Annotated in this window: 4 protein-coding genes; 1 reads left to right on the top strand and 3 read right to left on the bottom strand. The window is 62.5% G+C overall.

Annotated elements, in window-relative coordinates; all coding sequences use genetic code 11:
- The first annotated feature begins 1 nt into the window (after nt 1).
- Nucleotides 2-8,707, top strand: a complete 8,706-nt coding sequence (locus tag PspS35_RS12465) for a non-ribosomal peptide synthetase (protein WP_159934860.1) — start codon at nt 2-4, stop codon at nt 8,705-8,707.
- A gap of 132 nt (nt 8,708-8,839) precedes the next feature.
- On the opposite strand, the gene PspS35_RS12460 is transcribed toward PspS35_RS12465, so the two are convergent.
- The 3 genes from PspS35_RS12460 to PspS35_RS12450 all read right to left on the bottom strand — a co-directional run bounded on the left by PspS35_RS12460 (nt 8,840) and on the right by PspS35_RS12450 (nt 24,902).
- The gene (locus tag PspS35_RS12460; protein ID WP_238786036.1) at nt 8,840-11,218 is read right to left on the bottom strand and encodes a TonB-dependent siderophore receptor; all 2,379 of its coding nucleotides are present in this window, start codon (nt 11,216-11,218) and stop codon (nt 8,840-8,842) included.
- A gap of 227 nt (nt 11,219-11,445) precedes the next feature.
- Entirely contained in the window at nt 11,446-14,619 is a 3,174-nt protein-coding gene (locus PspS35_RS12455) for an amino acid adenylation domain-containing protein (protein ID WP_159934857.1), read from the bottom strand.
- A complete protein-coding gene (locus tag PspS35_RS12450; RefSeq protein ID WP_159934855.1) occupies nt 14,616-24,902 on the bottom strand; it encodes a non-ribosomal peptide synthetase in 10,287 nt (3,428 codons plus the stop codon). The genes PspS35_RS12455 and PspS35_RS12450 overlap by 4 nt, the downstream gene beginning before the upstream one ends.
- Nucleotides 24,903-24,972: the final 70 nt, after the last annotated feature.

Genomic DNA, 24,972 nt, shown 5'->3' with positions numbered 1-24,972 from the left:
CGTGCAAGAGTTACTAGCGTCCGTCGGTTCGCTGTCGTCCAAAGAGCGCAAGGCGCTGGCGACATTGCTCAAGCGCCAGGGCATCAACCTGTACAACGTGGCCCCGATCTTCAAGCGGCACAGCGAGGAGCCGGCGGTATTGTCTTACGCACAGCAGCGCCTGTGGTTCTTCTGGCAGTTGGACCCCGACAACACCGCGTTCAATATTCCGGCCGCCCTGCAATTGCAGGGTCCGTTGGATATCGAAGCGTTGCGCCACAGCTTCCAGGCGCTGATCAGCCGACATGAAAGCCTGCGCACTACGTTCACCCAGGCCCAGGATCAGGCAGTGCAGGTGATCCATCCAGCCGGCCCATTCAGCCTGCATGTTGAGAACGCCGAAGGTCTGCCGCCTGCCGAGCAGCGGGTGCAGATCGACGGGTTCGTCGAACGCCTGGCCAGCCAGCCTTTCGACCTGGAGCACGGGCCACTGCTGCGTGTCAGCCTGTTGAAACTGGCCGAGGATGACCACGTGCTGGTGGTCGCCATGCACCATATCGTCTCGGACGGCTGGTCGGTGCCGATCATGATCGAGGAGCTGATTGCCCTTTATCAGGCGCAGTTGCGTGGTGTGGAGGCGACTTTGCCGGCGCTGTCCGTACAGTATGCCGACTACGCCGCCTGGCAGCGCCAGTGGATGGAGGCCGGCGAGCAGGAGCGCCAACTCGCTTACTGGCAGACGCAACTGGGCGGCGAACAGCCGGTGTTGCAACTACCGGCCGACCGGCCGCGTTCGGCGGTGCAAAACCAAGCCGGTGCCGATCATGAAATCCCCATCGATGCAGCCTTGGCCCACCAGCTCAAGCAACTGGCCATACGGGAAAACTGCACGCTGTTCATGGTGCTGCTGGCCTCGTTCCAAGCCTTGCTGTATCGCTACAGCGGCCAGCCACAGATTCGCGTCGGGGTCCCCGTGGCAAACCGCACCCGGGCCGAAGCCGAACGGTTGATCGGGTTCTTCGTCAACACTCAGGTACTCCAGGCACAGCTACACAGCCAGATGCCGTTCAAGGAGTTGCTGGCACAGGTCAAGGCCTGCGCGCTTGGCGCCCAGGCCCATCAGGACTTGCCGTTCGAGCAGTTGGTGGAGGCGCTGCAACCGGAGCGCAGCTTGAGCCACAGCCCGCTGTTCCAGGTGATGCTCAACCACCAATACGAAGAGGCCGGCGTAGCACCGGCGATTGACGGTTTGAAGGTCAAGAACCTGACCTGGAAGCGCCAGACCGCCCAGTACGAACTGACCCTCAATACCCTGGAACAACCCCAGGGCTTGAGCGCCACCCTGAGTTATGCCACTGCCCTGTTCGATGCCGCCACCGTGGAGCGTATCAGCGGCCACTGGCTCAACTTGCTGCACGCGGTGTGCCGCAACCCGGCCCAAGCGATCGGCGAGTCACCGTTGCTCAGCCCCGGGGAGCTGCAAACCCTGCTCCATGACTTCAACCGCAGCCATTACACCGGTGGCCACGGCGACTTTGTCCAGCAGACCCTTGAAGCGCAGGCTCGACACACGCCAGATGCTGTAGCACTGCTGTTCGGCACGCAGTCAATGAGCTACGCCGAACTCAATCGCCGGGCTAACCGTCTGGCACACAAACTGGTGGAATTGGGCGTCAAGCCAGAAGTCCTGGTGGGCATCGCCCTTGAACGCTCGATGGACATGGTCATCGGCCTGCTGGCGATTCTCAAGGCCGGCGGCGCCTACGTGCCGATGGACCCGCAATACCCTCGCGACCGCCTGGCCTTCATGATCGAAGACAGCGCCATCCAACTGCTGCTGACCCAACATCACCTGCTCGACGTGCTGCCGATTCCCGACGGCGTCAGCAGCCTGATACTTGACCAGGACAGTGACTGGCTGGAGGCGTACGGCGACGACAACTTGCCTTGCCGGGTCGAGCCCGAGCACCTGGCCTATATGATCTACACCTCCGGCTCCACTGGCCGGCCGAAAGCGGTGTGTGTCGCTCACGGCCCGTTGACCATGCACTGCCAGGCGATCGGCCAGTTATATGGCATGACCGCCCAGGACTGTGAGCTGCACTTCATGTCGTTCGCCTTCGATGGTGCCCATGAACGCTGGCTGACCACCCTGACTCACGGCGGCCGCTTACTGATCCGCGACAACAGCTTGTGGTCGGTGGAGCAGACTTACGCCGCGCTGCACGAGCATCAAGTCAGTGTCGTCGCCTTTCCGCCGGTGTACCTGCAACAGCTGGCGGAATACGCAGAACAGTTCCCCGAACCGCCACCGGTGCGCATCTATTGCTTTGGCGGTGACGCGGTGCCCAATGCGAGCTTTGAGCTGGTCAAGCGCGTGCTGCGCCCCCATTTCATCATCAACGGCTACGGCCCCACCGAAACCGTGGTGACCCCGCTGATCTGGAAAGCCGGTCGCGATGAGAGCTGCCAGGCGGCCTACGCGCCCATCGGCAAAATTGTCGGCACTCGCACAGCCTATGTGCTGGACAGCGACCTCAACCCTGTACCGTTGGGCAGCGCTGGCGAACTGTACCTGGGCGGCGAAGGGCTCGCCCGTGGTTACTACCAGCGCCCGGATATCACAGCCGAACGCTTTGTAGCAGACCCGTTCAGCCACGGTGGGCGCCTCTACCGTTCCGGTGACCTGGTGCGTTTGCGTGCCGACGGCGTCACCGAATACTTGGGACGCGTCGACCATCAAGTGAAAATCCGCGGCTACCGTATCGAGCTCGGCGAAATCGAAGCGCGCCTGCAAGACCATCCCGCCGTCGGTGAAGCAGTGGTACTGGCAATGGATGGCCCCACCGGCCGGCAACTGGTGGGTTACATCCTGCCGCTGGACCCAAGCCGCAGCCACGCCAATGCCAAAGACCAGGAACTGCTGCGTACCGAGATCAAGGACCACCTCAAGGCGTGCCTGCCGGACTACATGCTACCCAAGCATCTGGTTCTGCTGGACAGCCTGCCGCTGACGCCCAACGGCAAACTGGATCGCAAGGCCCTGCCCGCCCCGGACTTGAGCGTCACCCAGCACACCTATGTGGCACCGCAAACTGATACCCAGCAACGTTTGGCGAACATCTGGCAAGACGTGCTCAAGGTCGAGCAGGTTGGCCTCACCGATAACTTCTTCGAGCTGGGCGGTGACTCCATCGTATCGATCCAGGTGGTCAGCCGGGCCCGCCAGGCGGGCATTCGCCTGACACCCAAGGATGTGTTCCAGCATCAGACCATTCTCGGCCTGGCCGGCGTCGCCCAGGCCATCGACACTCGCGTACTGGATCAAGGTCCGGTTCAAGGGGCCTCACCGTTAACGCCGGTACAGCATGTGTTTTTTGCCGAGGCGGTACCTGAACGCCAGCACTGGAATCAATCGATCCTGCTGATACCGTCCCAACCGGTCGATGCCGACGCATTGAGCCAGGCGCTGGAGCATCTGCTGCGCCATCACGACGCACTGCGCCTGGGCTTCACTGCGCAAAGCGGCCAATGGCAAGCAGGTCACCGCCCGATCACTACGGCCGGACAACCGTTGCTCTGGCAACGACAGGCCACCGACAGTCAAGCATTGCTCGACGCTTGCAACGAGGCGCAGCGTAGCCTGAACCTGGAAGAGGGCCCGCTGCTGCGGGCGCTGTTGGTGAACGTGGAAGACGGCAGCCAGCGCCTGTTGCTCACGGTTCATCACCTCGTGGTTGATGGCGTGTCCTGGCGCATCCTCCTAGAGGACCTGCAAACCTGCTACAGCGCTTTGTTGCAGGGGCACGCACCCAAGCTGCCGGACAAAACCAGTGCCTTCAAGGCCTGGGCCGAGCATTTGCAAACGTATGCCCGCGGTACGGCGTTGCAGGAGCAGCTGCACTATTGGCAAACCCAGTTGCAGGATGCCAGTGACGCGCTTCCGGGCGCCCGGCGTAACGCCAGCCTGGCCGGTAACCAGGGCCAATTCGTCAGTACTCAGCTTGATCCACAGCTGACCCGGCAGTTGTTGCAAGAAGCGCCGGCGGCTTATCGCACCCAGGTCAACGACCTGCTGATGACCGCATTGGCGCGTGTCATCTGCCGCTGGACCAAAGCCCCTTCGGCTTTGATCCAGTTGGAAGGCCATGGCCGAGAGGACCTGTTCGACGCACTGGACCTGACCCGCACAGTGGGGTGGTTCACCAGCGTATTCCCGGTAAAGCTTACCCCAGGCGTGCAACTGTCCGACTCCATCAAGGCGATCAAGGAGCAGCTGCGCAACCTGCCGGACAAAGGTATTGGCTACGGTGCGCTGCGCTTTCTCGGTGACCCGCAGACCCAACAAACCCTGCGCGCCCTGCCCACGGCGCGCATTACCTTCAATTACCTGGGCCAGTTCGACCAAAGCTTCGACGAACACGCCTTGTTCAGCCCTGCCCCCGAAGACAGCGGTGACAACCAGGACCCGAGTGCACCACTGGATAACTGGCTGAGCATCAATGGCCAGGTCTACGGCGGTCAATTGCAGTTGAACTGGACGTTCAGCCGCGACATGTTCGATGCATCGTGCATCCAGCAACTGGCCGACGATTACCGTGACGAACTGCACGCCCTGATCAACCATTGCCTGAGCCCCCAGGCGGGCGCAGTCACGCCTTCGGATTTTCCCCTGGCGAACATCTCCCAGGGACAATTGGACGCCTTGGCCGTGGACGCACGCCAGCTGGACGACCTGTACCCACTGTCGCCCATGCAGCAAGGCATGTTGTTCCATTCAGTGTATGAGGACCGTGGTGATACCTACGTCAACCAACTGGCCGTGGACATTGACGGACTGGACGCGCCGGGTTTCATTCGCGCCTGGCAAACCGTAATCGAACGCCACGACATTTTGCGCAGTGGGTTCCTCTGGGAGGACGGGCTGGTTCAACCGCTGCAGTGTGTCCACAAGCACCTGACCTTACCGGTCCGTGAGTTGGACTGGCGCAACCAGGCGCTGACTCAAAGCGCACTGGAGGACTTGGCCCAGGCAGATCGCGAGCAAGGCTTCGACCTGCAACAGGCGCCGCTGCTGCGCGTGACCCTCGTGCGCCTGGATGAACGCGCCTACCACTTGATCTATACCAGCCATCACATCCTGATGGACGGCTGGAGTAATTCGCAGTTGATGGGCGAAGTACTGCAAGCCTACGCACACCAGCCCCTTGCGCCACTAACCGGACGTTTCAAGGACTACATCAGTTGGCTGCAACGCCAGGATCGCGCAGCCAGCCAGGCGTTCTGGTCCGAGCAATTGCAGCACCTGACTGAGCCCACCCGAGTGGCCAACGCCTTTGGCGGCCGGCACCAGAAGGGTGCTGTTGCACAGGGCCACGGGGTACATCTGCACACGCTTGGCATCGACAGAACCCAGGCCCTGGAGGCGTTCGCCCGGGACCACAAAGTCACACTCAACAGCGTGGTGCAGGCAGCGTGGTTGCTCTTGCTGGCCCGCTACAGCGGCCAGGATACCGTAGCGTTCGGCGCGACCGTGGCCGGGCGCCCGGCAGACCTGCCGGGCGTCGAAAGCCAGCTGGGGCTGTTTATCAATACCTTGCCTATCGTTGCCACACCGCAGCCGAACCAGAGCGTGAGCCACTGGCTGGCGCAGATCCAGGCGCAGAACCTGAACCTGCGCGAGCACGAACACACGCCACTGCATGAGATCCAGCACATGTCGCCCCTGGGCGCGCAGGCGTTGTTCGATAACATTCTGGTGTTCGAGAACTTCCCCGTGGCCGAAGCGTTACAGCAAGCCGCCCCAGGTGAACTGGTGTTTGGCGAGGTCAAGGATTTCGAGCACACCAACTACCCACTGACCATTGCAGTCTCTCTGGGCGACACACTGTCATTGAGCTTCGAGTATGCCCTCGCCGATTTCGCCCCAACGACTGTCCAGCACATGGCCGAGCACTTGGACACGTTGTTGCAGCGCATGCAGGCGCATCCGGACCACGCGCTGGGACAACTGCAGGTGTTAAGCGATGAACGACAGCGCGGCTTGATCAGCCATGCAGAGGGCGGCGTAATCGACGCCACTGCCCAGCAGTGCGCCCACCAACTGATCGAGGCTCAAGCCGCAAAAAACCCCGACGCAGTGGCCATCGTCCTTGACGACCAACAACTGACCTATGGCGCCCTCAACGCGTGGGCCAACCAGCTCGCTGGCAAGCTGCGCGCATGCGGCGCCGGGCCAGACCAATTGGTGGGCCTGGCGGTGGAGCGTTCACTGGACATGGCCGTGGGCCTGTTGGCTATCCTCAAGTCTGGAGCCGGCTACGTGCCTCTGGACCCAACCTACCCACAGGACCGGCTCAGCTACATGCTCGCGGACAGCGGCCTGAAGCTGCTGCTGATTGAAGATTCGTTACTGGCACACCTGCCGGTGCCTGCCTCGATACACACCCTGAACCTGACCGATGGACTGGCGGACTTTGACGTTGAAAACCTGCCGCATCAGGTAACTGCGCAAAACCTCGCGTATGTCATCTACACCTCAGGTTCCACCGGCCAACCCAAGGGCGTGGCCATCACCCACGGCGCGCTGACCGAGTTCTGTGGCATTGCCGGCGACTACTCGCAATTGTGTGCCGACGATCGAGTCCTGCAGTTCGCAACCTTCAGCTTTGATGGTTTCATCGAACAGTTCTACCCTCCTCTATGCCGGGGTGCCCGCGTGATACTGCGCGGCCCAAGCGTGTGGGACACCACGACCTTCTACGAACAGATCTTGCACCACGGCATCAGCATTGCCGACCTGCCGTCGGCGTATTGGCACCTGTTTGCCATGGATTGCGCCGCGGCCGGCCCACGCACCTATGGCCAGTTGCGCCAGATCCACGTCGGCGGCGAAGCCATGTCGGTCGAAGGCCTGCGTCATTGGCAAGCCGCCGGCCTCGGCTCGGTGCGTCTGCTCAATACCTATGGCCCTACGGAAGCGACAGTGGTGTCAAGCACCCTGGAATGCTCGAACCTGGACCCAGACACCTTGTCCGAGCACGGCATTCCCATCGGTCGCGCCTTGCCAGGTCGAAGCCTGTATGTGATGGACAACGCGTTCTGCGCCGCCCCCAGGGGTACGGTAGGGGAACTCTACATTGGCGGTGCCGTCGGCCAGGCGCGGGCGTATCACCAACGACCTGCCCTGAGCGCCGAGCGCTTCGTGCCCAACCCGTTCGTGGTCGGTGGCGAGCGCCTCTACCGCACCGGTGATCTGGCGCGCTACAACGCCGAAGGCAACGTGGAGTATGTGGGCCGCATTGACCATCAAGTGAAGATCCGTGGCTTCAGGATCGAGCTGGGCGAAGTGGAAACCTGCCTGCAAGGCTGTGAAGGCGTACGCGAGGCGGTGGTCATCGCCACCGACGGTCCAACCGGCAAACAGTTGGTGGGCTATGTCGTGGCAACCGTCGCCGCACAGGCAATGGGGCAACGCGCCTTGCTCGCGGCGCTGCGCAGCCACCTCAAGGATCAACTGCCCGCGTATATGGCACCTGGGCATTGGGTGATCCTGGACCGATTGCCGCTGACCCCCAATGGCAAACTCGACCGCAAGGCCTTGCCACCGCCGCAAGACGTCCTGTCGACGGCCCCTACCGCTGCGCCACGTACCGCGCTGGAACAGCAAATGGCGCGTATCTGGCAAACCGTACTCAACGTTGACGCAGTGGGCTTGCACGACAATTTCTTTGAACTAGGTGGCCATTCGTTGCTGGTGTTGCAAGCCGTCAGCCTGATCAACCAGACCTACGGCACCCGACTCAGCCTGCACGACTTCATGGGATACCCGAACCTTGAGACGCTGTGCCAGAACCTGCAGACGCCGTCAGCCCAACTGACCGTGCGCCTCAACCAGCATCAAGGCCCGCAAGCGCCCTTGTTCTGTTTCCATCCGATCTTCGGCATGGTCCACAGCTACCAACCCTTGGCAGTGGCGCTGCGCGAGCAGGCGCCGGTCTACGGCGTGCTCTGTAAAGCCTTCATCGACGGCGCCTGGCACGATATCAGTTGGGCCGACATGATTGAGTTGTATGTGGCCAATATCCGCAACGTCCAACCCCACGGGCCCTACTCCCTCGCCGGCTGGTCCCTGGGCGGCAACCTGGCCATGGAAGTTGCCCATCGCCTGGAAGCTGCGGGTGAGACGGTGGCATTCCTGGGCTTGATCGACACACCGCCACCCGCCTCGGTCGAGGTCTTCTGGAAGACCGTGCAGGCACAGAGCGGCGCGTCTGCGGCGCCTACGCGCAATGCACTGGAATTGTTCAAGCGGTTGTTCCCGGCACAGGCCCAGACGGCTGAGGCGCACTATCAGCAACTGCCGGCGCTTGAGAAGCAAGCGCGCTTCATCGACTGGGCCAAAATACAGTTAAAGGACAGCCCGGAACACCTGGCGAGCCTGTTGCTGGGTGAGCGTGAACTGGCGTTGGGCGAAGTCGTGAGCCAGAAGCTGGACGTGCTCGCACAGGACTTTCGTTATCGCCCGTTGAATGTGCCCCTGCACTGCTGGTGGGCGGGACAAGACAAGTCCCCGGCGCTGGTCAACCTGCTGGAAGAACAGCTCAAAGCGGCATTTGGCGAGAAGTGCCTGGCACTGTCGATGACCTTGGCATGCGATCATGAAGCGATCGTTACCGAGCCTCTGCTGGTTCAATCCCTGAGCCAATCGTTGCTCGGCGCTCGCTGAGTTTCACACCCTGCGGCGACATCAATTACGGTGTCGCCGCGACTTGCTGCAACTCGCCACCGCCCCTTTCATCCACGCAAAAAAATACCCCCAGGCCTTGCGGCCTGGGGGTATCTGGGTCATGCACCAGGATTAGAACTGGTACTTGAGCCCTACCATCACGTTGCGCGGATCGCCGCTGTAATAGCTGTTGTAGAGGCCGTAGCCCGAGTAGTACTGACGATCAAAGATGTTGTTGAAGTTGAGTGAGGCACTCAGGTGCTTGTCGATGTCGTAGCGCGCCAGCAGGCCCACCACGGCGTAACTGCCTTCCTTGGCCTCCGCTTCCAGGGACCCGTCGACGTAGTACGTCTTGCCCTGCCAATTGAGGTTGCCGCCCACGGTCAGGTCTTTGAGCGCACCGTCGAGCTTATAGGTGCTGGCCAACTTGAACTGGCGCTCCGGGCGTTGCGCATCGATACGCTGGTGCTGTTCATCCCGCGGCTGGGAATAGGTAAAGCCCGCCAACACCTGCCAGCCCGGCAACACTTCGCCGGAAGCCTGCAACTCGAAGCCCTTGGTGGTGTTGGTCACGCCTTCATAAGCGTCAAGCCCGTCGTCCGTGCTGCCAACGTACTGTGCGTAGTTGTCCTGCTTGGTCTTGAACACGGCGATGCTGGTGTTCAGTGCACCACCGTAGAACTCAGACTTCAGACCAGCCTCGTAGTTTTTGCCTGCCATCGGCTCCAACACTTTGCCACTCATGTCGATGTTGCTTTGCGGCTCGAAAATATCGGTGTAGCTGACATACACGGAATGCTGCTCGGTCAGGTCGTAGACCACGCCGGCATAAGGGATGACCTTGCCGGTTTTCTTCGCGTCGTCATGGTCTGGGTTCGCTGGGTCTGAGTTGTAGCCCAGTTCGCCTTCGCGTTTGTAGTTGACGACACGGCTACCCAGGATGACGGACAGATCGTCGGTAGGCTTGAGGCGCACCGCGGCAAAAGCGCCGACTTCCTTGATGTGGTAATCCTGAGTAGTCCAGGTGGCGTATGACGTTGGCTTGGGTGGATTATTGCCCCAGCTGTCGAAGTCCACGCTCAGGCGCGCGGAGGTCAAGTCAGCGTTTTCCGAGTAGTAGTCCGAGCGACGATCGCTGACGTTCAGGCCCAGGATCAGGTCGTGGGAGCGACCGAACAGGGAAAACGGCCCGGTAGCATAGGCATCCACCGAGTCGGTGTTGATGATGTAGGTCTTATGGCTGCGGAACAATTGCGCCTGGCGCGTCGTTCGATCTGGGTAAGGTCCCCAGCCGATAATGTTGCCCTGCAGTTGTTCGGTATCGCCTTTCCAGTGGCTGGCTTCGACACGCAGCATCCAGTCATTGTCGAAATGATGCTCGACACCACCAAAGTACTTGGTGCTTTCACTGTCGGCGTAAGCCCATTTGGCAGCCGGGCTTTTCGAACGGGAAAAGTCGGTGCGAGTGCCGTCGGAGTAGAACAGCGGCAACTGGCCAAAGCTGGAACCGTTGGAATTGATCTTCTGATAGTCGATACCACCATAAATCATGGTGTTATCGCTGATATCCGCCTCGCCGATGGCGTAGAACACGTTCTTTTTCGAAGAGTAGTAATCGATGAACGAGTTGGAGTCGTCGTACGCCGCTACCACGCGACCGCGCAACGCGCCGTTGTCAGTCAGGGGCCCGGACAAGTCCATCTCGGTACGATAACGATCCCAAGTGCCGCCGCTGCCGGAGATGTAGCCCTGGAACTCTTTGGTAGGACGCTTGCGTACCAAGTTGACCACACCTGCGGGGCTGCCGACGCCACTCATCAAACCGGTGGCACCGCGAACGACCTCAACCCGGTCGTAGATCGCCATGTCCCGCACGCCCAGGCCGTTGGTGTTGGTGGTGAAGTCTGAGGTGGGCACGCCGTCATACTGGAAGTTATTGAGTGCAAAACCACGGGAGTAGAAGTTGAAGCGCTCGGTGTCATCGTGCATCACTGCCACGCCTGGCGTTTGCTGCAGCACCTCGGAAATAGTACCCAGGCCTTGGTCCGTCATTTGCTGGCGGGTAATCACGGTGACCGACTGAGGCGTTTCACGCAGGCTCAGTGGCAACTTGGTTGCAGTGGTGGCAGCACCGGTGGTGTAGGAGCCCGTGTTTTCTGTGGTCTGGCCCATTGCCAAACCGCCAATTTTCACGGCATCGAGTTGAAGCGCACCGTCTTCCGGCGGCCCACTGAGCAATACCGTATTGTCTTCAATACGATAGGAAATCCCCGTCCCCCGCAGCAACTGCTGCAACGCCGAGGACACATCCAGGTCGCCGCGCAGCGCAACCGCACGCTTGCCCTGGACCAATTCAGGCGAATACAGGATCTGCCGACCGGATTGCTGGCCCAACTCACGCAATGCCCCTTCCAGGGACTGGGCGGCGATGTTCAGCTCTGCCGCAGCCAGGGAGCCGCAGAGGCCCAGGGACAGACCGAGAACTGCCGCGGTGAAGGTAGAACGCCCCATGATTGAATCCAAAGACCGCTGCAGTGCGGTTTTGTTGTGTCGTTCAGCAGACATTTATATGCCCTATTAGAGTGAATATTCGGTAGCAAGCGTTACGAATGAGAATGCTACTTGTTTGAAGTCAGAAATGAGACGAATCATCATCACAAAACCGGAAAGTTTTTTTCACATTGAGGAAGTCGTCAAAAAAAAACCTGCGCGCCCTTGAGGGCGCGCAGGCTGCGAACTCACGCGGTAGCGCTGGCCCGGGATTTGGCGAGCAGCGCTTCACGTTGCTCCGGTGACAGGCTGTTGAGCTTCAGACGCACCTGGGCGGTACGCTCCAGAGCACCGGGAGCGGCCTCGTCGCGAGTCAGTGCGGCGGCGAGTTCAGCGACGCTCGGGTGGTCGAACACCACGCCGGGGTGCACATCCAATTGCAACTGCTTGCGCAGCGCCGATACCAGCTTGATCACCAGCAACGAATGGCCACCGATGGCAAAGAAGTTCTGCTCGACGCTCAGCCGTTCAATCCCCAGCAACTGCGCCATGCCCTCCGCCAGCAGGGTTTGCAGCGCGGTGCTGGGCGCTACGTACACCTGCGCCGTCAGCAGTGACTCGGGCGCCGGCAACCCCTGGCGATCCAGCTTGCCGTTGGCCAAGCGAGGCAGATGCTCCAGGGCGAAACAATGGGTGGGCACCATTGCTGCCGGAAGGCTCGCTGCCAGCGATTCGCGCAGTTCATCGAGCCAACCTTGCGCCGGTGTGCCCTGCGCCTCGATATACGCGACCAACTGCACATCGCCCTCCTCGCTGGCACCGGCGCGCCAGGGCACGACCACGGCCTGGGCGACGCTTGGCAGCGCCAGCAAGGCCTGCTCGATCTCGGTCAGCTCGATACGGAAACCCCGCACTTTCACCTGATGATCACGCCGCCCCATCAACTGCAAGCCGCCCTGAGGCAGGTAACGTCCCAGGTCGCCAGTGCGATACAGGCGCTCGCCAGGATGGCGCGGGTGCTCGATAAAGGCTTCGCGCCCCTGCTCATGCAGATAGCCTCGGGCGACCTGCTGGCCACCGATGTACAACTCGCCAACGGCGCCCACAGGCACCTCGCGCAGGTGCTCATCGAACAGGTAGACCGCGCAGCCGTCGAACACTCGGCCCAACGGTACGCCGGCGCTCAAGTCACTGTCGCGGGACAGCGGCTGATACAACACGCCGACCGTGGTTTCTGTCGGCCCGTAGTGGTTGAACAGCCGGCATTGCGGCGCAACCTTGAAGATCAATTCAACCAGGCCTGGCGCCACGGCTTCGCCCCCCAACACCAGCGTGCCTGGCAGGTAAGTGCTGTCCTGATCAAGCAAGGCACTGAGGTGCGACGGCACTATTTTCAGGCAGTCGACCCCATGAGTACGCAGGAAATCACTGAAGCGCGCCGCGTCCTGCATCTGTTCATCAGCGCCAATGTGCAGCGCTGCGCCCAGGTACAGTGCGCCGAACACGGTCGTGTGCCCCAGGTCTGCCGCCACCGTGGAAGTCATGGCAAACGAGGTGCATGCAGCCAGCCCAAGTGCAGCCGTGGACGCCTGCACGTAGTTGAGCAGTTGCCGATGTTCGACCACCACGCCTTTGGACGTACCGGTGCTGCCGGAGGTAAACAGTACGTAAGCCGGATGGTCCAGCGCTGCCGGCTGCCAATCGAATGAGGTGGCAGGATCAATCGGCGGCACCTGGTCGACGCGCACCAGCGCCGACTCGCCGCAAACGTGATCCGCATCGCTGAGCACCCGCACGGCTGCGGCCTGTTCTATCACCAGCGCCCGGCGGTTCGCCGGCCATTGCGGGTCGATCGGCACCCATGCCGCACCGGCGCGCCACACGGCGAGCAGCGCGACTACCAGTTCCAGCGAGCGTGGCAACACCACGGCGACCACGTCCGTCGGCTGCACACCCTGGGTGCGCAAATGCCGGGCCAGTCGCTCCACACGCTCGTCCAACTGCCGGTGAGTCAATTGAGTCCCGGCAAAACTCAAGGCCGGTGCCTCAGGCGTGCGACGGGCCCATTCGGCAATACGTGTGGCCAGGTTCGGTCCCTCCAGCAACAACGGTGCACCCATGCACTGCTGTTGAAGCGCCTGCTCCCGTGGACTGATCAGTGACAGGTCTGCCAGCGCCTTTTCGGGGTTTGCCACCAAGCTGCACAGCAGGGTTTGGTATTGCTCCAGCAGCGCCTCGGCGGCGGCCTCGTCGTAATGCGCCGGGTCAAAGCGCAATTGCAACGCCTGGACCTGCGCATCCGCCTCGACCCAGCGCAGTTCGAGTTCAAAGGGGGCGACAACCTCGTCCAGCGCCACCACCGACCATCGGCCCCCGACGACCTCCAAGGGCTGTACTGCGGCTTCACGCGCAACGCCACAGGCCAGATGCGCGACGCTGGGCGGCGCTTCAATCGGCCAGTGTTCCTGCCAGGTCAAGTGCGCCTGGGCCTGCGCGTCCAGTACCGGCAACCATTGCCCGAGGCGCTGTTGCAACGGCACATCGATCAGCATCGGCAAGGTTTTTTCAAACACGCCCACGCAGTCGGCAAAAAACTCGTAGTCCAGCCGGCAGTCATGACGCCAGCCCACCTGCATACGGGTCTGGCCGCTGATGCGCGCCAGCAATCCCCACCAGGCCGCCTGCAGAACCTGCCCCAGCGGCTGGGCCACCGCCAGCGCGTAGGCGCCAAGGCTTTGTTGCAACGCAAGGTCAATGGCCACCGCCAGGGTCTTGCATGCAGGCGCAGCGGCCACGCGGTTACGTCGACCGGCCAAGGCTGGGGCAATCCCGGTGCCCAGTTGCCGCCAGTAATCGCGACCGCTTGCGGCGTCTTCGTCCTGGGCCATTTCCCCACGCCATTCGACGTACTGCGCGTACTGTGCAGCGTCCTCATCGACGGCAGTGGGCTGATCCGCGGTATACGCCAGGTGCAACGCGCGATAGAACACCTGCAACCCGTTGCGGTCGCTGAGCAGCGCCGAAATACGCAGTGCCAGCACATGGTGCTGATCGCCCAGGCGGCACAGGTGCAGCACCGCCAATGCCTGCTCGTCTTCGGCAAACCCGTGTTGCTGGAGTTGGCGCATGTGATGGGCAAAGGCGGCTTGATCCTGCATCGCAGCCGACTCGACCACCAGCGGCCAGTCGGAACGTTGCGCAAGGGACTGACGCACGCCGCGATAACTCGGCACGCGAATCAGGCGGGTTGCCAGGATCGGCTGCTGCGCCAACACCTGGTTGGCGGCGCGCTGCAAACGCGCCAGGTCCAGCTCGCCACGTACCTCGATCAGCAACAGCAAGGCAGGATGGCGGCCATCGGCGGCACTGCCCAGGGCGACCTGCTGTTCCGGGCTCAGGGCCTGGTCATGGGAAGCGCTCATTGGCCCACCTCCTCTTCCAGCGCCTGGCGGTGCGCAGATGTCGCGCTCGCGTTCAGATCGGCGCGGTCAAACATATCGCCCATCGCCACCACGATCTTGCGCGGCCCCTCGAACGGGTCGCGTGCATGGGCGGCCAGCATGTTGTCCATCAACACCACGTCGCCCTGCTGCCAATCGAAGCGCACCGCGCACTCCTCGTACAGTTGGCCTACCAGTTCCATGACCTCATCCTCGATGGGCGTACCGTCGCCGTAGTAAACGTGGCGAGGCATGTTGTCGATGCCGAACAGGCCGATCAGGTCGTCGCGCACGTCGGCATCCAGGCAGTGGATATGGTGCAGTTGTACCTGGTTGAAGAACGAACGCGCGCCGGTCAATGGGTGACTGATCACCGCCGGGCAATGGGTACGGGTCTGCAATTCATCATTGTCCAGCCATTGCCACTGGATACCCGCCGCGCGGCACCGCGCTTCGACCTCTTCACGGCTGTCGGTCTTGAAGAAATGCCGCCACGACACATCAAGCTTGTCGGTGAACGTGCGCACGTACAGCAGGCCTTTGCTTTCGAATTTCTGCAGCAGGTCCGCAGGGAGCCGGCGGCACATCTCACGGCAATCGACAATTGGCGTCGCGCCGCCCACGGGCGACGGCAGCTCGCAGTAGAACATCTGCTTGCGCGGCCAGCGGTCCTGGTGGGAGCTCTCGTTATGGAACAGGATCATCTTCTTTTCCGGGTACGGCGTGGAGCGGTAGGTATTCTTGCCACCGTCCTTCTTCGGCAGATCGCCGTAGTTACCATAGAGCCCCGGCTGCAGCGCTTCGGCGAACTGCTCGAACTCCTCGATGCCGTTCAGGGCAAAGCCGCGGAACAGGATGCTGGCGTGACTGGCGAGCTTTTCTTCGACCTGGGCGCGGTTGTTGCGCACCCATTCGATGACGTCCAGGCCGCTGTCCGCCGGCTGCGCCAGCAACGGGAAAACCTGGTCCGGGCGCAACGGCGAGAAACGCACCTGAGCCCCGCCGACCGCTGCTGCAGCCGGCCCCTTCTTGAGGAACTTGTTGAGCTTGTCGAACTTCTTGCTTGCGACCTTTTCCGTGGCAGGCACTTGTTGTGCAGCAGACATGACGAATTCTCCTGAGAGTGTGTGTCGGTCCTGCACCGCTTGCTCGAGAATCGCGATCCAGCTGCGCATCATCCTTTCGATGCTTTCGCGCCGGAACAGAGCGACGGCGTAAGACCAATGACAAACAAGGCTATTTCCTAGTTCTTCAACGAACAGGCCCATCTCGAATTTCGAGTGGCGCTCTTTTATTTGCAGGGGCTCCAGTTCCAAACCATCGACCCGCAAGGTCGCGTTGGGCGTGTTATTCATGACGAACAACACCTGGATCAGCGGGTTGATGCCCTTGATACGTTCGACCGCGCAGGCATCGATGATCAGGTCCAGTGGCAGTTCCTGATGCTCGAAGGCCTGCAACGCATCGCGGCTGACTGCTTGCACGTAGTCGCTGAACGGCTGCTCCTGCACCAACCGCGAACGCATCGGCAAGACGTTCACGAAGAACCCGATCAGGCCTTCCAGCGCCTGTTGCTGACGGCCGGCGATGTCCGTACCGATCACCAGGTCCGAGGTCTCGCAGGTACGGTGCAACATCAGTTGGAACGCCGCGAGCATCAGCAGGTAAGGTGTGCAGTTCAGTTCCTGGGCCAGGGTCTTGATCGATTGATACAACGGCGCCTGCAAGCGGAACTCCAGGCCATCGCCGTCATGGCTCGGCTGGGCCGGTCGCGGGAAGTCATGGGGCAGCGGCAAGCACGCAGGCGCACCGCGCAGAGTGTCGCGCCAGTAGCCCGTGTCGGCCGCCAGCCAGCCTTCGTTGAGCAAGCGTTGCTGCCAGAAGCCGTAGTCGAGGTACTGCACCGGCAACGCTGGCAGTTGCACCGAACCGTCGTACAGCGCCAGCAGCTCCTGCACGAGCACGGCCATCGACCAGCCGTCGGAGATGATGTGGTGCATGGCGAAGAAGATCAGGTGCTCGCCAGGCCCCTGGCGCATCAGATGCACACGCAACAGCGGCACCTGTTCCAGGTCGATGCGCTCGGCGGCACAGTCGAGCAGCCATTGCTGCTGCGCGTGCTGCCTTGCGTCGCCGGCCAGGTCGCTGATATCCAGCAGGCGGATCGGCAAGTCCACCTGCTGCGCGACCCGCACCAGCGGGTTGCCGTCTTCATCTTCGTGATAGCTGGTGCGCAGTATTTCGTGACGTTCCATCAACTGCACAAAACTGCGCTGCAAGCGATACAGGTCCAGATCACCGCGTACCGTCAATGCGGCCGGCAGGTTATAGGCCGCGCTGCCGGTGGAAATACGCTCCACCAGCCAGAGCCGCTGCTGTGCCAGTGACAGCGGCAACACGCCCTCGCGGGGCTGGGCCGTCAGGGCCGGCAATGTGCGTTTTGGCTCGCCCTGCAGGCGGCGCTCTTCCAGGCGTTCAGCCAATGCCCCCAGTTGCGGGCATTCGAACAAGTCCCGCAGTCGCAATTCGTCCAGCCCTTCGGCGTGGGCACAGGACACCACGCGAGTGGCCAGTAGTGAGTGGCCGCCCAGCTCGAAGAACTGATCCCCCAGGCCCACCTGCGGCACCTGCAAGACCTGCTCCCAGATCCCCGCCAGTTGCTGCTGCAACGGTGTGATCGGCGCCAGGTACGACGTGCGCCCCTGGCTCAGGTCTGGCAGCGGCAGCGCCTTGCGGTCCAGCTTGCCGTTGGGGCTCAGCGGCAGGCCGCCCAGCAGGATCAGGTGAGTCGGCACCATGTAGTCGGGCAACAAGGCCTTGAGGTGTGCCCGCAGGCCATCGCGCCAGGCGCACTGCACCTCGGCCTCGGCGTGCACCAGCGCCGCTTCGCGCGGCACCAGCCACGCGGCAATCTGCAACCCGCCGGGCCCTTCCAGCGTCATGACCAACGCTTCGCGAACCCCCGGATACTCCTGCACACGGGCTTCGATTTCGCCGAGTTCGATGCGAAACCCACGGATTTTCACTTGATGGTCGGCACGTCCGACGTATTCGATCACGCCATCCGCACGATAACGCGCCAAGTCGCCGGTACGGTACAAACGACCGGGACCGAAGGGGTCGGGGATAAATTTATCCGCACTCAGGGACGGACGGTTGAAGTAACCGCGTGCCAGCAATTCACCGCCGATCAGCAGCTCACCGACGACACCAACCGGGACCGGGTTAAGCGCATCATCCACCAGGTAGATCGAGCGCCCATCAAGTACCTTGCCGATCGGCATCACCAACGGCAGCGCCGCGGCACCGGACACATAGTCCGCGCAGTCCAGGGCCGTGGCGGTGACGGTCGCCTCGGTGGGGCCATAGGTGTTGTACAGCGCGATGTGCCCAAGACCGGCCTCGCGCCAGGCGTGCAGGCCTTCCGGCGGCATCGCTTCGCCACCGGCGTGGACCTGGCGCAGGCGCCCATAGCTGCGCGGCCCGACGGCTGCGAAGTCGCGGGCCAGCATGTGCCAATAGGCGGTCGTCACGTCGGCCACGCTGATGCCGTGGGCCATGACCTGCTGGTAGAACGTCGCGCTGTCCCACAACTCGCCGCCGCGCAGGACCACGCAGGCCCCGGTGCAGAGCGCCGGATAGAGTTGCTCGACAAAACCATCGAAGTTGAACGTGCCGAACTGCAGCACGCGGTCTTCAGGCGTGAGCTTGAACAGCGCCTGCATGACCTCGACGTGCCGCGCCACAGAGCCGTGGTTGATCCCCACGCCTTTGGGGCGACCGGTGGAGCCGGACGTGAACATCACGTAGGCGAGGTGGGCCGGCTGGGCCAGGTTCGTCAGGTCATTGGAGGGGTAATCCACTAGCCATTGCTCGCGGGTATCCAGGCACAGCACGTGGACATCGGCGGGGATCGGCAACTGCGCCTGCAAAGGTGATTGCGTCAGCAACAGTTGCACACCGCTGTCCTCGATCATCCAGCCCAGGCGCTGGCTCGGGTATTCAGGGTCAAGCGGCACGTAGGCGCCACCGGCCTTCAAAATCGCGAGCAGGCCAATGATCATGTCCAGGGACCGGCCCACCGCCACGCCCACCAGCACGTCCGGGCCAACGCCGAGTTCGCGCAGTTTGTGTGCCAACTGGTTGGCGTGTCGGTTCAGCTCGGCATAAGACAGCTGCTGCTCATCCAGGATCAGTGCAGGTGCCGCGCCGTGCGACTGGGCCCTGGCCTCGAATGTCTGGTGCACGCAGGCATCGCTCAGGGCCTGATGTGCCGGGTTCCAGTCATGCACCATCGCCTGATGCTCGACCGCCAGCAACGTCGGCAATTGACCGAGCGCCTGCTCTGGATCGTTGGCAAATTGCTCGAGCATATGACTCAGATGGCCGAGCAAACCGTCGATGGCCTGCTCGCCGAAGCGTTCGCGCTGATAGCCCAGGCTCAGTGACAGACGCTCGCCGCTGTACACGGTAAGGGCCAGTGGGTAGTTGGTGTGCTCGTGGTTCTGCGCGGCGCTGAACCGCAGTCCACCTGCGCTCCCGCGTTGCAGGCTCTGGGCGACCGGGAAGTTCTCGAACACCAGGATGCTGTCGAACAACGCCTCGCCCGCCGAACCTGCCCAACGCTGAATGTCGTACAGCGGCGTGTGTTCATGCTCGCGTAGCGCCAGGTTCAAGGCCTGGACCTGGGCAATCCACTCGCCTACCGACTGCTGCACCTGGGGCTCGGCGATCAGCGGCAAGGTATTGATGAACAGGCCGATCTGTTCTTCGATACCGGGCAACTCTGCCGGACGCCCCGAGACCGTGGTGCCCAGGGTGACGCAGCGCTGGCCGGTGTAGCGTTGCAACAATAGCAACCAGGCAGCCTGCACGAGGGTGTTCACCGTGACCTTCTGCTCACGGGCAAATTCCGTCAGGCGCCGGGTAGATGAGGCCTGCAGCAGCACATCGGTTTCTGCATAGCCCTGGGCAGGCACGCCCTGGCGCGGCAGGGCCGAGGCCAACAGCGTCGGGCCATCCAGGCGACCAAGACGCTCCATCCAGAAGGCCTGGCTCAAGGCGCCATCCTGGCGTTGCAGCCATTCAATGTACTGGCGATAACGCACGGGCGCCTGGGCCGGTGGCTCACCGGCATAGCGGGCCAGCATTTGCGCCAGCAACTGCGCGTTGCTCCAACCGTCCATCAGGATGTGATGGTTGGTATAAATCAGGTGATAGCGCTGCTCATCCAGGCGGATCAGGGTCAAGCGCATCAACGGCGCCTGGGCCAGGTCAAAGCCTTGCTGGCGGTCCTGGGCAGCGAACGCCTGGACATCCTGCTCGGCAGGCGAACGGTCGCGCCAATCCAGCACGCTCAGCGGCAGTTGGACCGCACGCTGCACCACTTGCAGCGGTTGTTGGCTGCCGTTCTGCCAGATAAACCCGCTGCGCAAAATGTCATGGGCCTCCAGTGTCGCTTGCCAGGCCTGGTGAAAACGCGGCACGTCCAAGCCTTCGACATCGACCGCCAGTTGGTTGACATAGGTGTCGTCGCCCTGGGCATAAAGGGTGTGGAACAGCATGCCCTGCTGCATTGGCGACAGTGGGTAGATATCGTCGATGCCCGACCCTGCCAGCGGTAACTGGTCAAGCTGCTGCTGCGTGAGCTGCGCCAGCGGGAAGTCCGATGGCGTGACTTGCCCGTCTGGGGTGGCGCAGCAATGGTCGATCAGGCCTTTGAGCTCGACCGCGTAATCGTCGGCCAACTGTTGGATCGTCGAGGCCTGGAACATCTCGCTGCTAAAGCCCCAGCTCATCGACAGTTGCCCACCGTAGACCTGGCCTTCCACGGTCAACCAGTTGGCCAACGGCGCCTGGGGGTCCTGTGCCAGCCCGTTGCCTTCGGTAGACGGCGTGAACAACGCCTGCTCGTCGAACTGACGGTCGAACTGCCCCAGATAGTTAAAGGTGATGCGCGGCTGCGCCAGGCCAGCCAACGTCGCGGCGACCGCCGGCTCAGCGAGGTAACGCAGCACGCCGTAGCCCACGCCTTTGTCGGGCACGGCTCGCAGTTGTTCCTTGACGGCCTTGATCGAGGCCGAGAGGGGCTCGGCAGGCGTCAGGTTGACCGGAAACAGGCTGGTGAACCAGCCCACAGTGCGCGTCAGGTCCACGCCGTCGAACACGTCCTCGCGGCCGTGCCCTTCCAGTTGAATCAAGGTGCTGCCCTGCCCGCTCCAGCGGCACACCACTCGGGCCAGCGCAGTCAGCAGCAGGTCGTTGACCTGGGTGCGATAGGCCGCCGGGGCCTGGGTCAGGAGCTGGCGCGTGGTGTCGGCGTCAAGGGTGCAACTGACTTTGCGCTCCAGGGCCTGATGCAAGGCGCCTTGCGGGTTGTCGCAAGGCAGTTCGCGGTGCGATGCGCCGTGGAGCGACGCCTGCCAGTGCTCCAACTGCGGCAGGAAGCGAGGTACAGCCGCTTGCAAGCGCGCGTTCCATTGCTGATACGAAGTGGTTTTGCTCGCCAGCGCAGCCCCTGTGTAGAGCTGCTGCAGGTCTTCGAGCAACACTCGCCAGGACACCCCATCCACCACCAGGTGATGGATGGCCAGCAACAGGCGCTGGCTCCCGTCCGGCATCTCCACCAACAGCGCACGCAGCAACGGGCCTTGCTGTAAATCCAGGCTGCGCTGGGCCTCGGTGCACACATCCAGCAGTGCGTCGGCGCTGTTTACCTGGCGCTGCCACAACAGCGGTGCGTTGCTGTGTTCAGCATATTGTTGCTGCCAGCCATCGGCGCCAAGTTGGTAGCGCAGGCGCAGGCCATCATGGTGCTGCACCAATTGTTGCAGCGCCGCTTCCAGGGTTGCAGCCAGCACGGGCTCGCGAGGCACCAGCAACAGCGACTGGTTCCAGTGATGGCGCTGGGCAATATCCTGGGCAAAAAACCATTGCTGAACCGGGCCGAGGACCACAGCACCACTGGCCAGGCCCTGGTCGACCTGTGGCTCAACGCGCTGGTCGGCGACTTGGGCCAGGCTGCGCACGGTCTGATGCTGAAACACATGCTTGGGGCTCAGGCCGATGGAGGCCTGGCGCGCACGACTGACCACCTGCATGGAGACGATAGAGTCGCCACCCAACTCGAAGAAGTTATCGTCAAGCCCCACGCGCTCCAGGCCCAGTACCTCCTGCCAGATCGCCGCCAGTGCCTTTTCTACCGGGCTGCGCGGCTCTACATGCTGGCGCTGCGGCTGGCTGGCGTCGATGGCCGGCAGCGCCTTGCGGTCGAGTTTGCCATTGGGGGTCAAGGGCAGACGCGCGAGGAACAACAGGTGATTGGGCACCATATAGGCCGGCAACACCTGCTTGAGCGCTGCCTTGAGCAGCTCCCGCAGGCCTTCCTGGCCTGCGGCATCCTCCAGCAAGCCTGCGTTGGACGGTACGATCCAGGCCACTAACTGCTGGCCACCAGGACTGTCCTGGGCGAGTACCGCCAGTTCGCGTACCCCGTCCTGCTGCAGCAAGCGCGCTTCGATTTCGCCCAGTTCAATGCGGAAACCGCGCACTTTGACCTGGTGATCAATGCGCCCTTGGTATTCGAGCACGCCGCCATCCTGGTAACGCACCAGGTCGCCGGTGCGGTACAGGCGCTCGCCATCGATGGCGAACGGGTTGGGCACATAGCGCTCAGCCGTGAGCGCCGCGCGCCCCAGGTAGCCACGGGTAATCCCCGCGCCCGCCAGGTACAGTTCAGCGGCCACGCCCTGGGGCACGGCCTGTAGCTGCGCGTCCAACACGTAACCGGCGGTATGGGTGATCGGTCGACCAATGCTGGCACGACCGCCCGCAGTACGGCGGGCGTATGTCGAGTAAGTGGTGTCTTCCGAAGGCCCGTAGAGGTCGTAGACATGCTCAATGCCCGGCTGTTGATACAGCGCGTCCACCAGTGTTTGCTTGAGCGGTTCGCCGGCCAGGTTGATGATGCGCACACCCGCCGGGATCTGCGCAGTGCGCTGCAAAGCAGCAATGGCGGACGGCACGGTGTTGATCAGGCGCACCTGGTCACGCGCTGGCAAGTCCGGCAGTTCCAGGGCATTGCGCGCGATGATCAGCGAACCGCCGAGCGCCAGGGTGACGAACAGTTCCCACACCGACAGGTCGAAACACACCGACGTCGACGCCAGGACGCCTTGCATGTCTTGCTGGCTGTAGACGCGCTGCGACCAATCGATCAGCGCCAGCACGTTGCAATGCGCAATCGCCACGCCTTTGGGCTTACCCGTGGAACCTGAGGTGTAGATCACATAGGCCAGGTTTTCCGGGACCACACCGCTGGTGGGCGCGGTCACCGGCCACGGGGCTAGCATGGCGGGCACATCATCGAGCAACACCACCTGGGTGCCGGCGATAACCGGCAGGGTCGCAGCCACTGCCTGCTCGGTGAGCAGCACCAAGGCGCGGCTGTCTTCGAGCATGTAGGCCACGCGTTCAGCCGGGTAATCCGGGTCCAGGGGCACGTAGGCGCCGCCGGCCTTGAGCACCGCGAGCAGCGCAATCAACAGGTGCTCGGAACGGGCCATTGCCACACCGACGCGCACTTCCGGGCCCACGCCTTGGGCCGCGAGCAGATGGGCCAATTGGTTGGCCTGCCGATCCAACTGCTGGTAACTCAGGGTCCGAGTGCCGAAGGTCACTGCCAGCGCCTGCGGCTGTTGCGCTACTTGGTCGGCGATACGCTGGTGGATGCACGCGTGCCGGGCAAACGTTTCCTGGCTGGGATTCCAATCGACGATGATGCGCTGGTACTCGACCGGGTCCAGCAGCGGCAATGCACCAATCGTCTGGCGCGAGTCGGCAACCATCCCCTTTAACAGGCTCAACCAGTGGCCGGCCATCCGCTCGATGGTGGCCGGTGCGAACAAGTCATCGGCATAGGTCAGCGCAGCGTGCAGGGTGCCGGATTGCTCATAGGTGTCCAGGGTCAGGTCGAATTGAGTGGTGCGCCCCTGCCAATGCACCGCACTCAACGCCAAGCCCGAGGCGGTACTGATCGTGGAGATGTCCGCCACCTGAGGCTGATGGTTGTACATCACCTGGAACAGCGGCGTGTGGCTCAGGCTGCGCTCGATGTTCAGCGCTTCGACAAGCCGCTCGAAGGGCAGGTCCTGGTGCGCCTGGGCGCCCAGCGCTGCTTCCTTGACGCCTCGCAGCAAGTCGTCGACGCGCGTTTGCCCGTTCAATTCGGTACGCAAGACCTGGGTGTTGACGAAGAACCCGATCAAGCCCTCGACTTCGCCCCGGTTGCGGTTGGCAATGGGGACACCGACGCGAATATCGGTTTGGCCGGTGTAGCGATGCAGCAGGGCATTGAACGCGCCCAGCAACAGCATGAACAGCGTGACTTGGTGCTGTTGGGCCAAGGCGCGCAATTGCTCGACCAACCCAGCCTCGACCGCGAAGGTATGGCGGGTGCCGCGGTAGCTGGGCATGGCTGGGCGGGGGTAATCGGTGGGCATTTCCAGCACGGGATGGTGCTGACCCAGGCGTGCCTGCCAGTACTCCAGCTGGCGCGCCTGCTCCCCCGCTTCCAGCCAGCGCCGCTGCCACAGCGCGTAGTCGCTGTATTGGATCGGCAGGGCCGGCAATTGCGGCGCTTCGTTGCGCTCATGGGCGTCGTAAAAGCGGATGAACTCCTCGATCAACACGTTCATCGACCAACCGTCGGAGACGATGTGGTGCAGGGTCAGCAGCAGTACGTGTTCCTGCGCGTCCAGCTTGAGCAGTTGCACACGCAACAGCGGGCCATGCTCCAGATCGAAAGGCAGCACCGATTGACGGGTCGCGGCGTCATTGACCGCCTGCTCACGCTCGCCAGGCGCCAAATCGCTGAAGTCCACGACGTCCACCGCCAGCGATGGCTCCACGGCTACCTGCAATAAATGCTCATCGGCCTGGCGCTGGAATACTGTGCGCAGGGTTTCATGCCGCGCCACCAGACTGGCGAACGCCTGCTCCAGCGCCTTCACGTTCAGCGCGCCCTTGAGCCGCACCGCTCCCGGCAAGTTGTAGGCACCACTGGCCGGGTCCAATTGCCAGAGAAACCACATGCGCTGCTGCGCGTAGGACAGCGCCTGGCGATCCTGCGCCTCCACCCCTGCCGGAATCGGAAACCGGGAAAAATCCACCCCTTCTTTTTGCAGCGCCTGCAGGAACATCTGGCGTTTTTCCAGGGGCAACCCGATAAACCGGCGAGCAAGTTTCAAGGAGTCTTCAGCATTCATTTGTTGGAGTCCGGAGCAATAGGCAGGAAGCACAAAGGCACGTCGTCCCTATAAAACGAACCGGCGAAGG

Source organism: Pseudomonas sp. S35 (assembly GCF_009866765.1).
Lineage (GTDB): Bacteria > Pseudomonadota > Gammaproteobacteria > Pseudomonadales > Pseudomonadaceae > Aquipseudomonas.
Note: the sequence above shows the minus strand (reverse complement) of the source record. Positions and strands in the feature narration are given on the sequence as shown.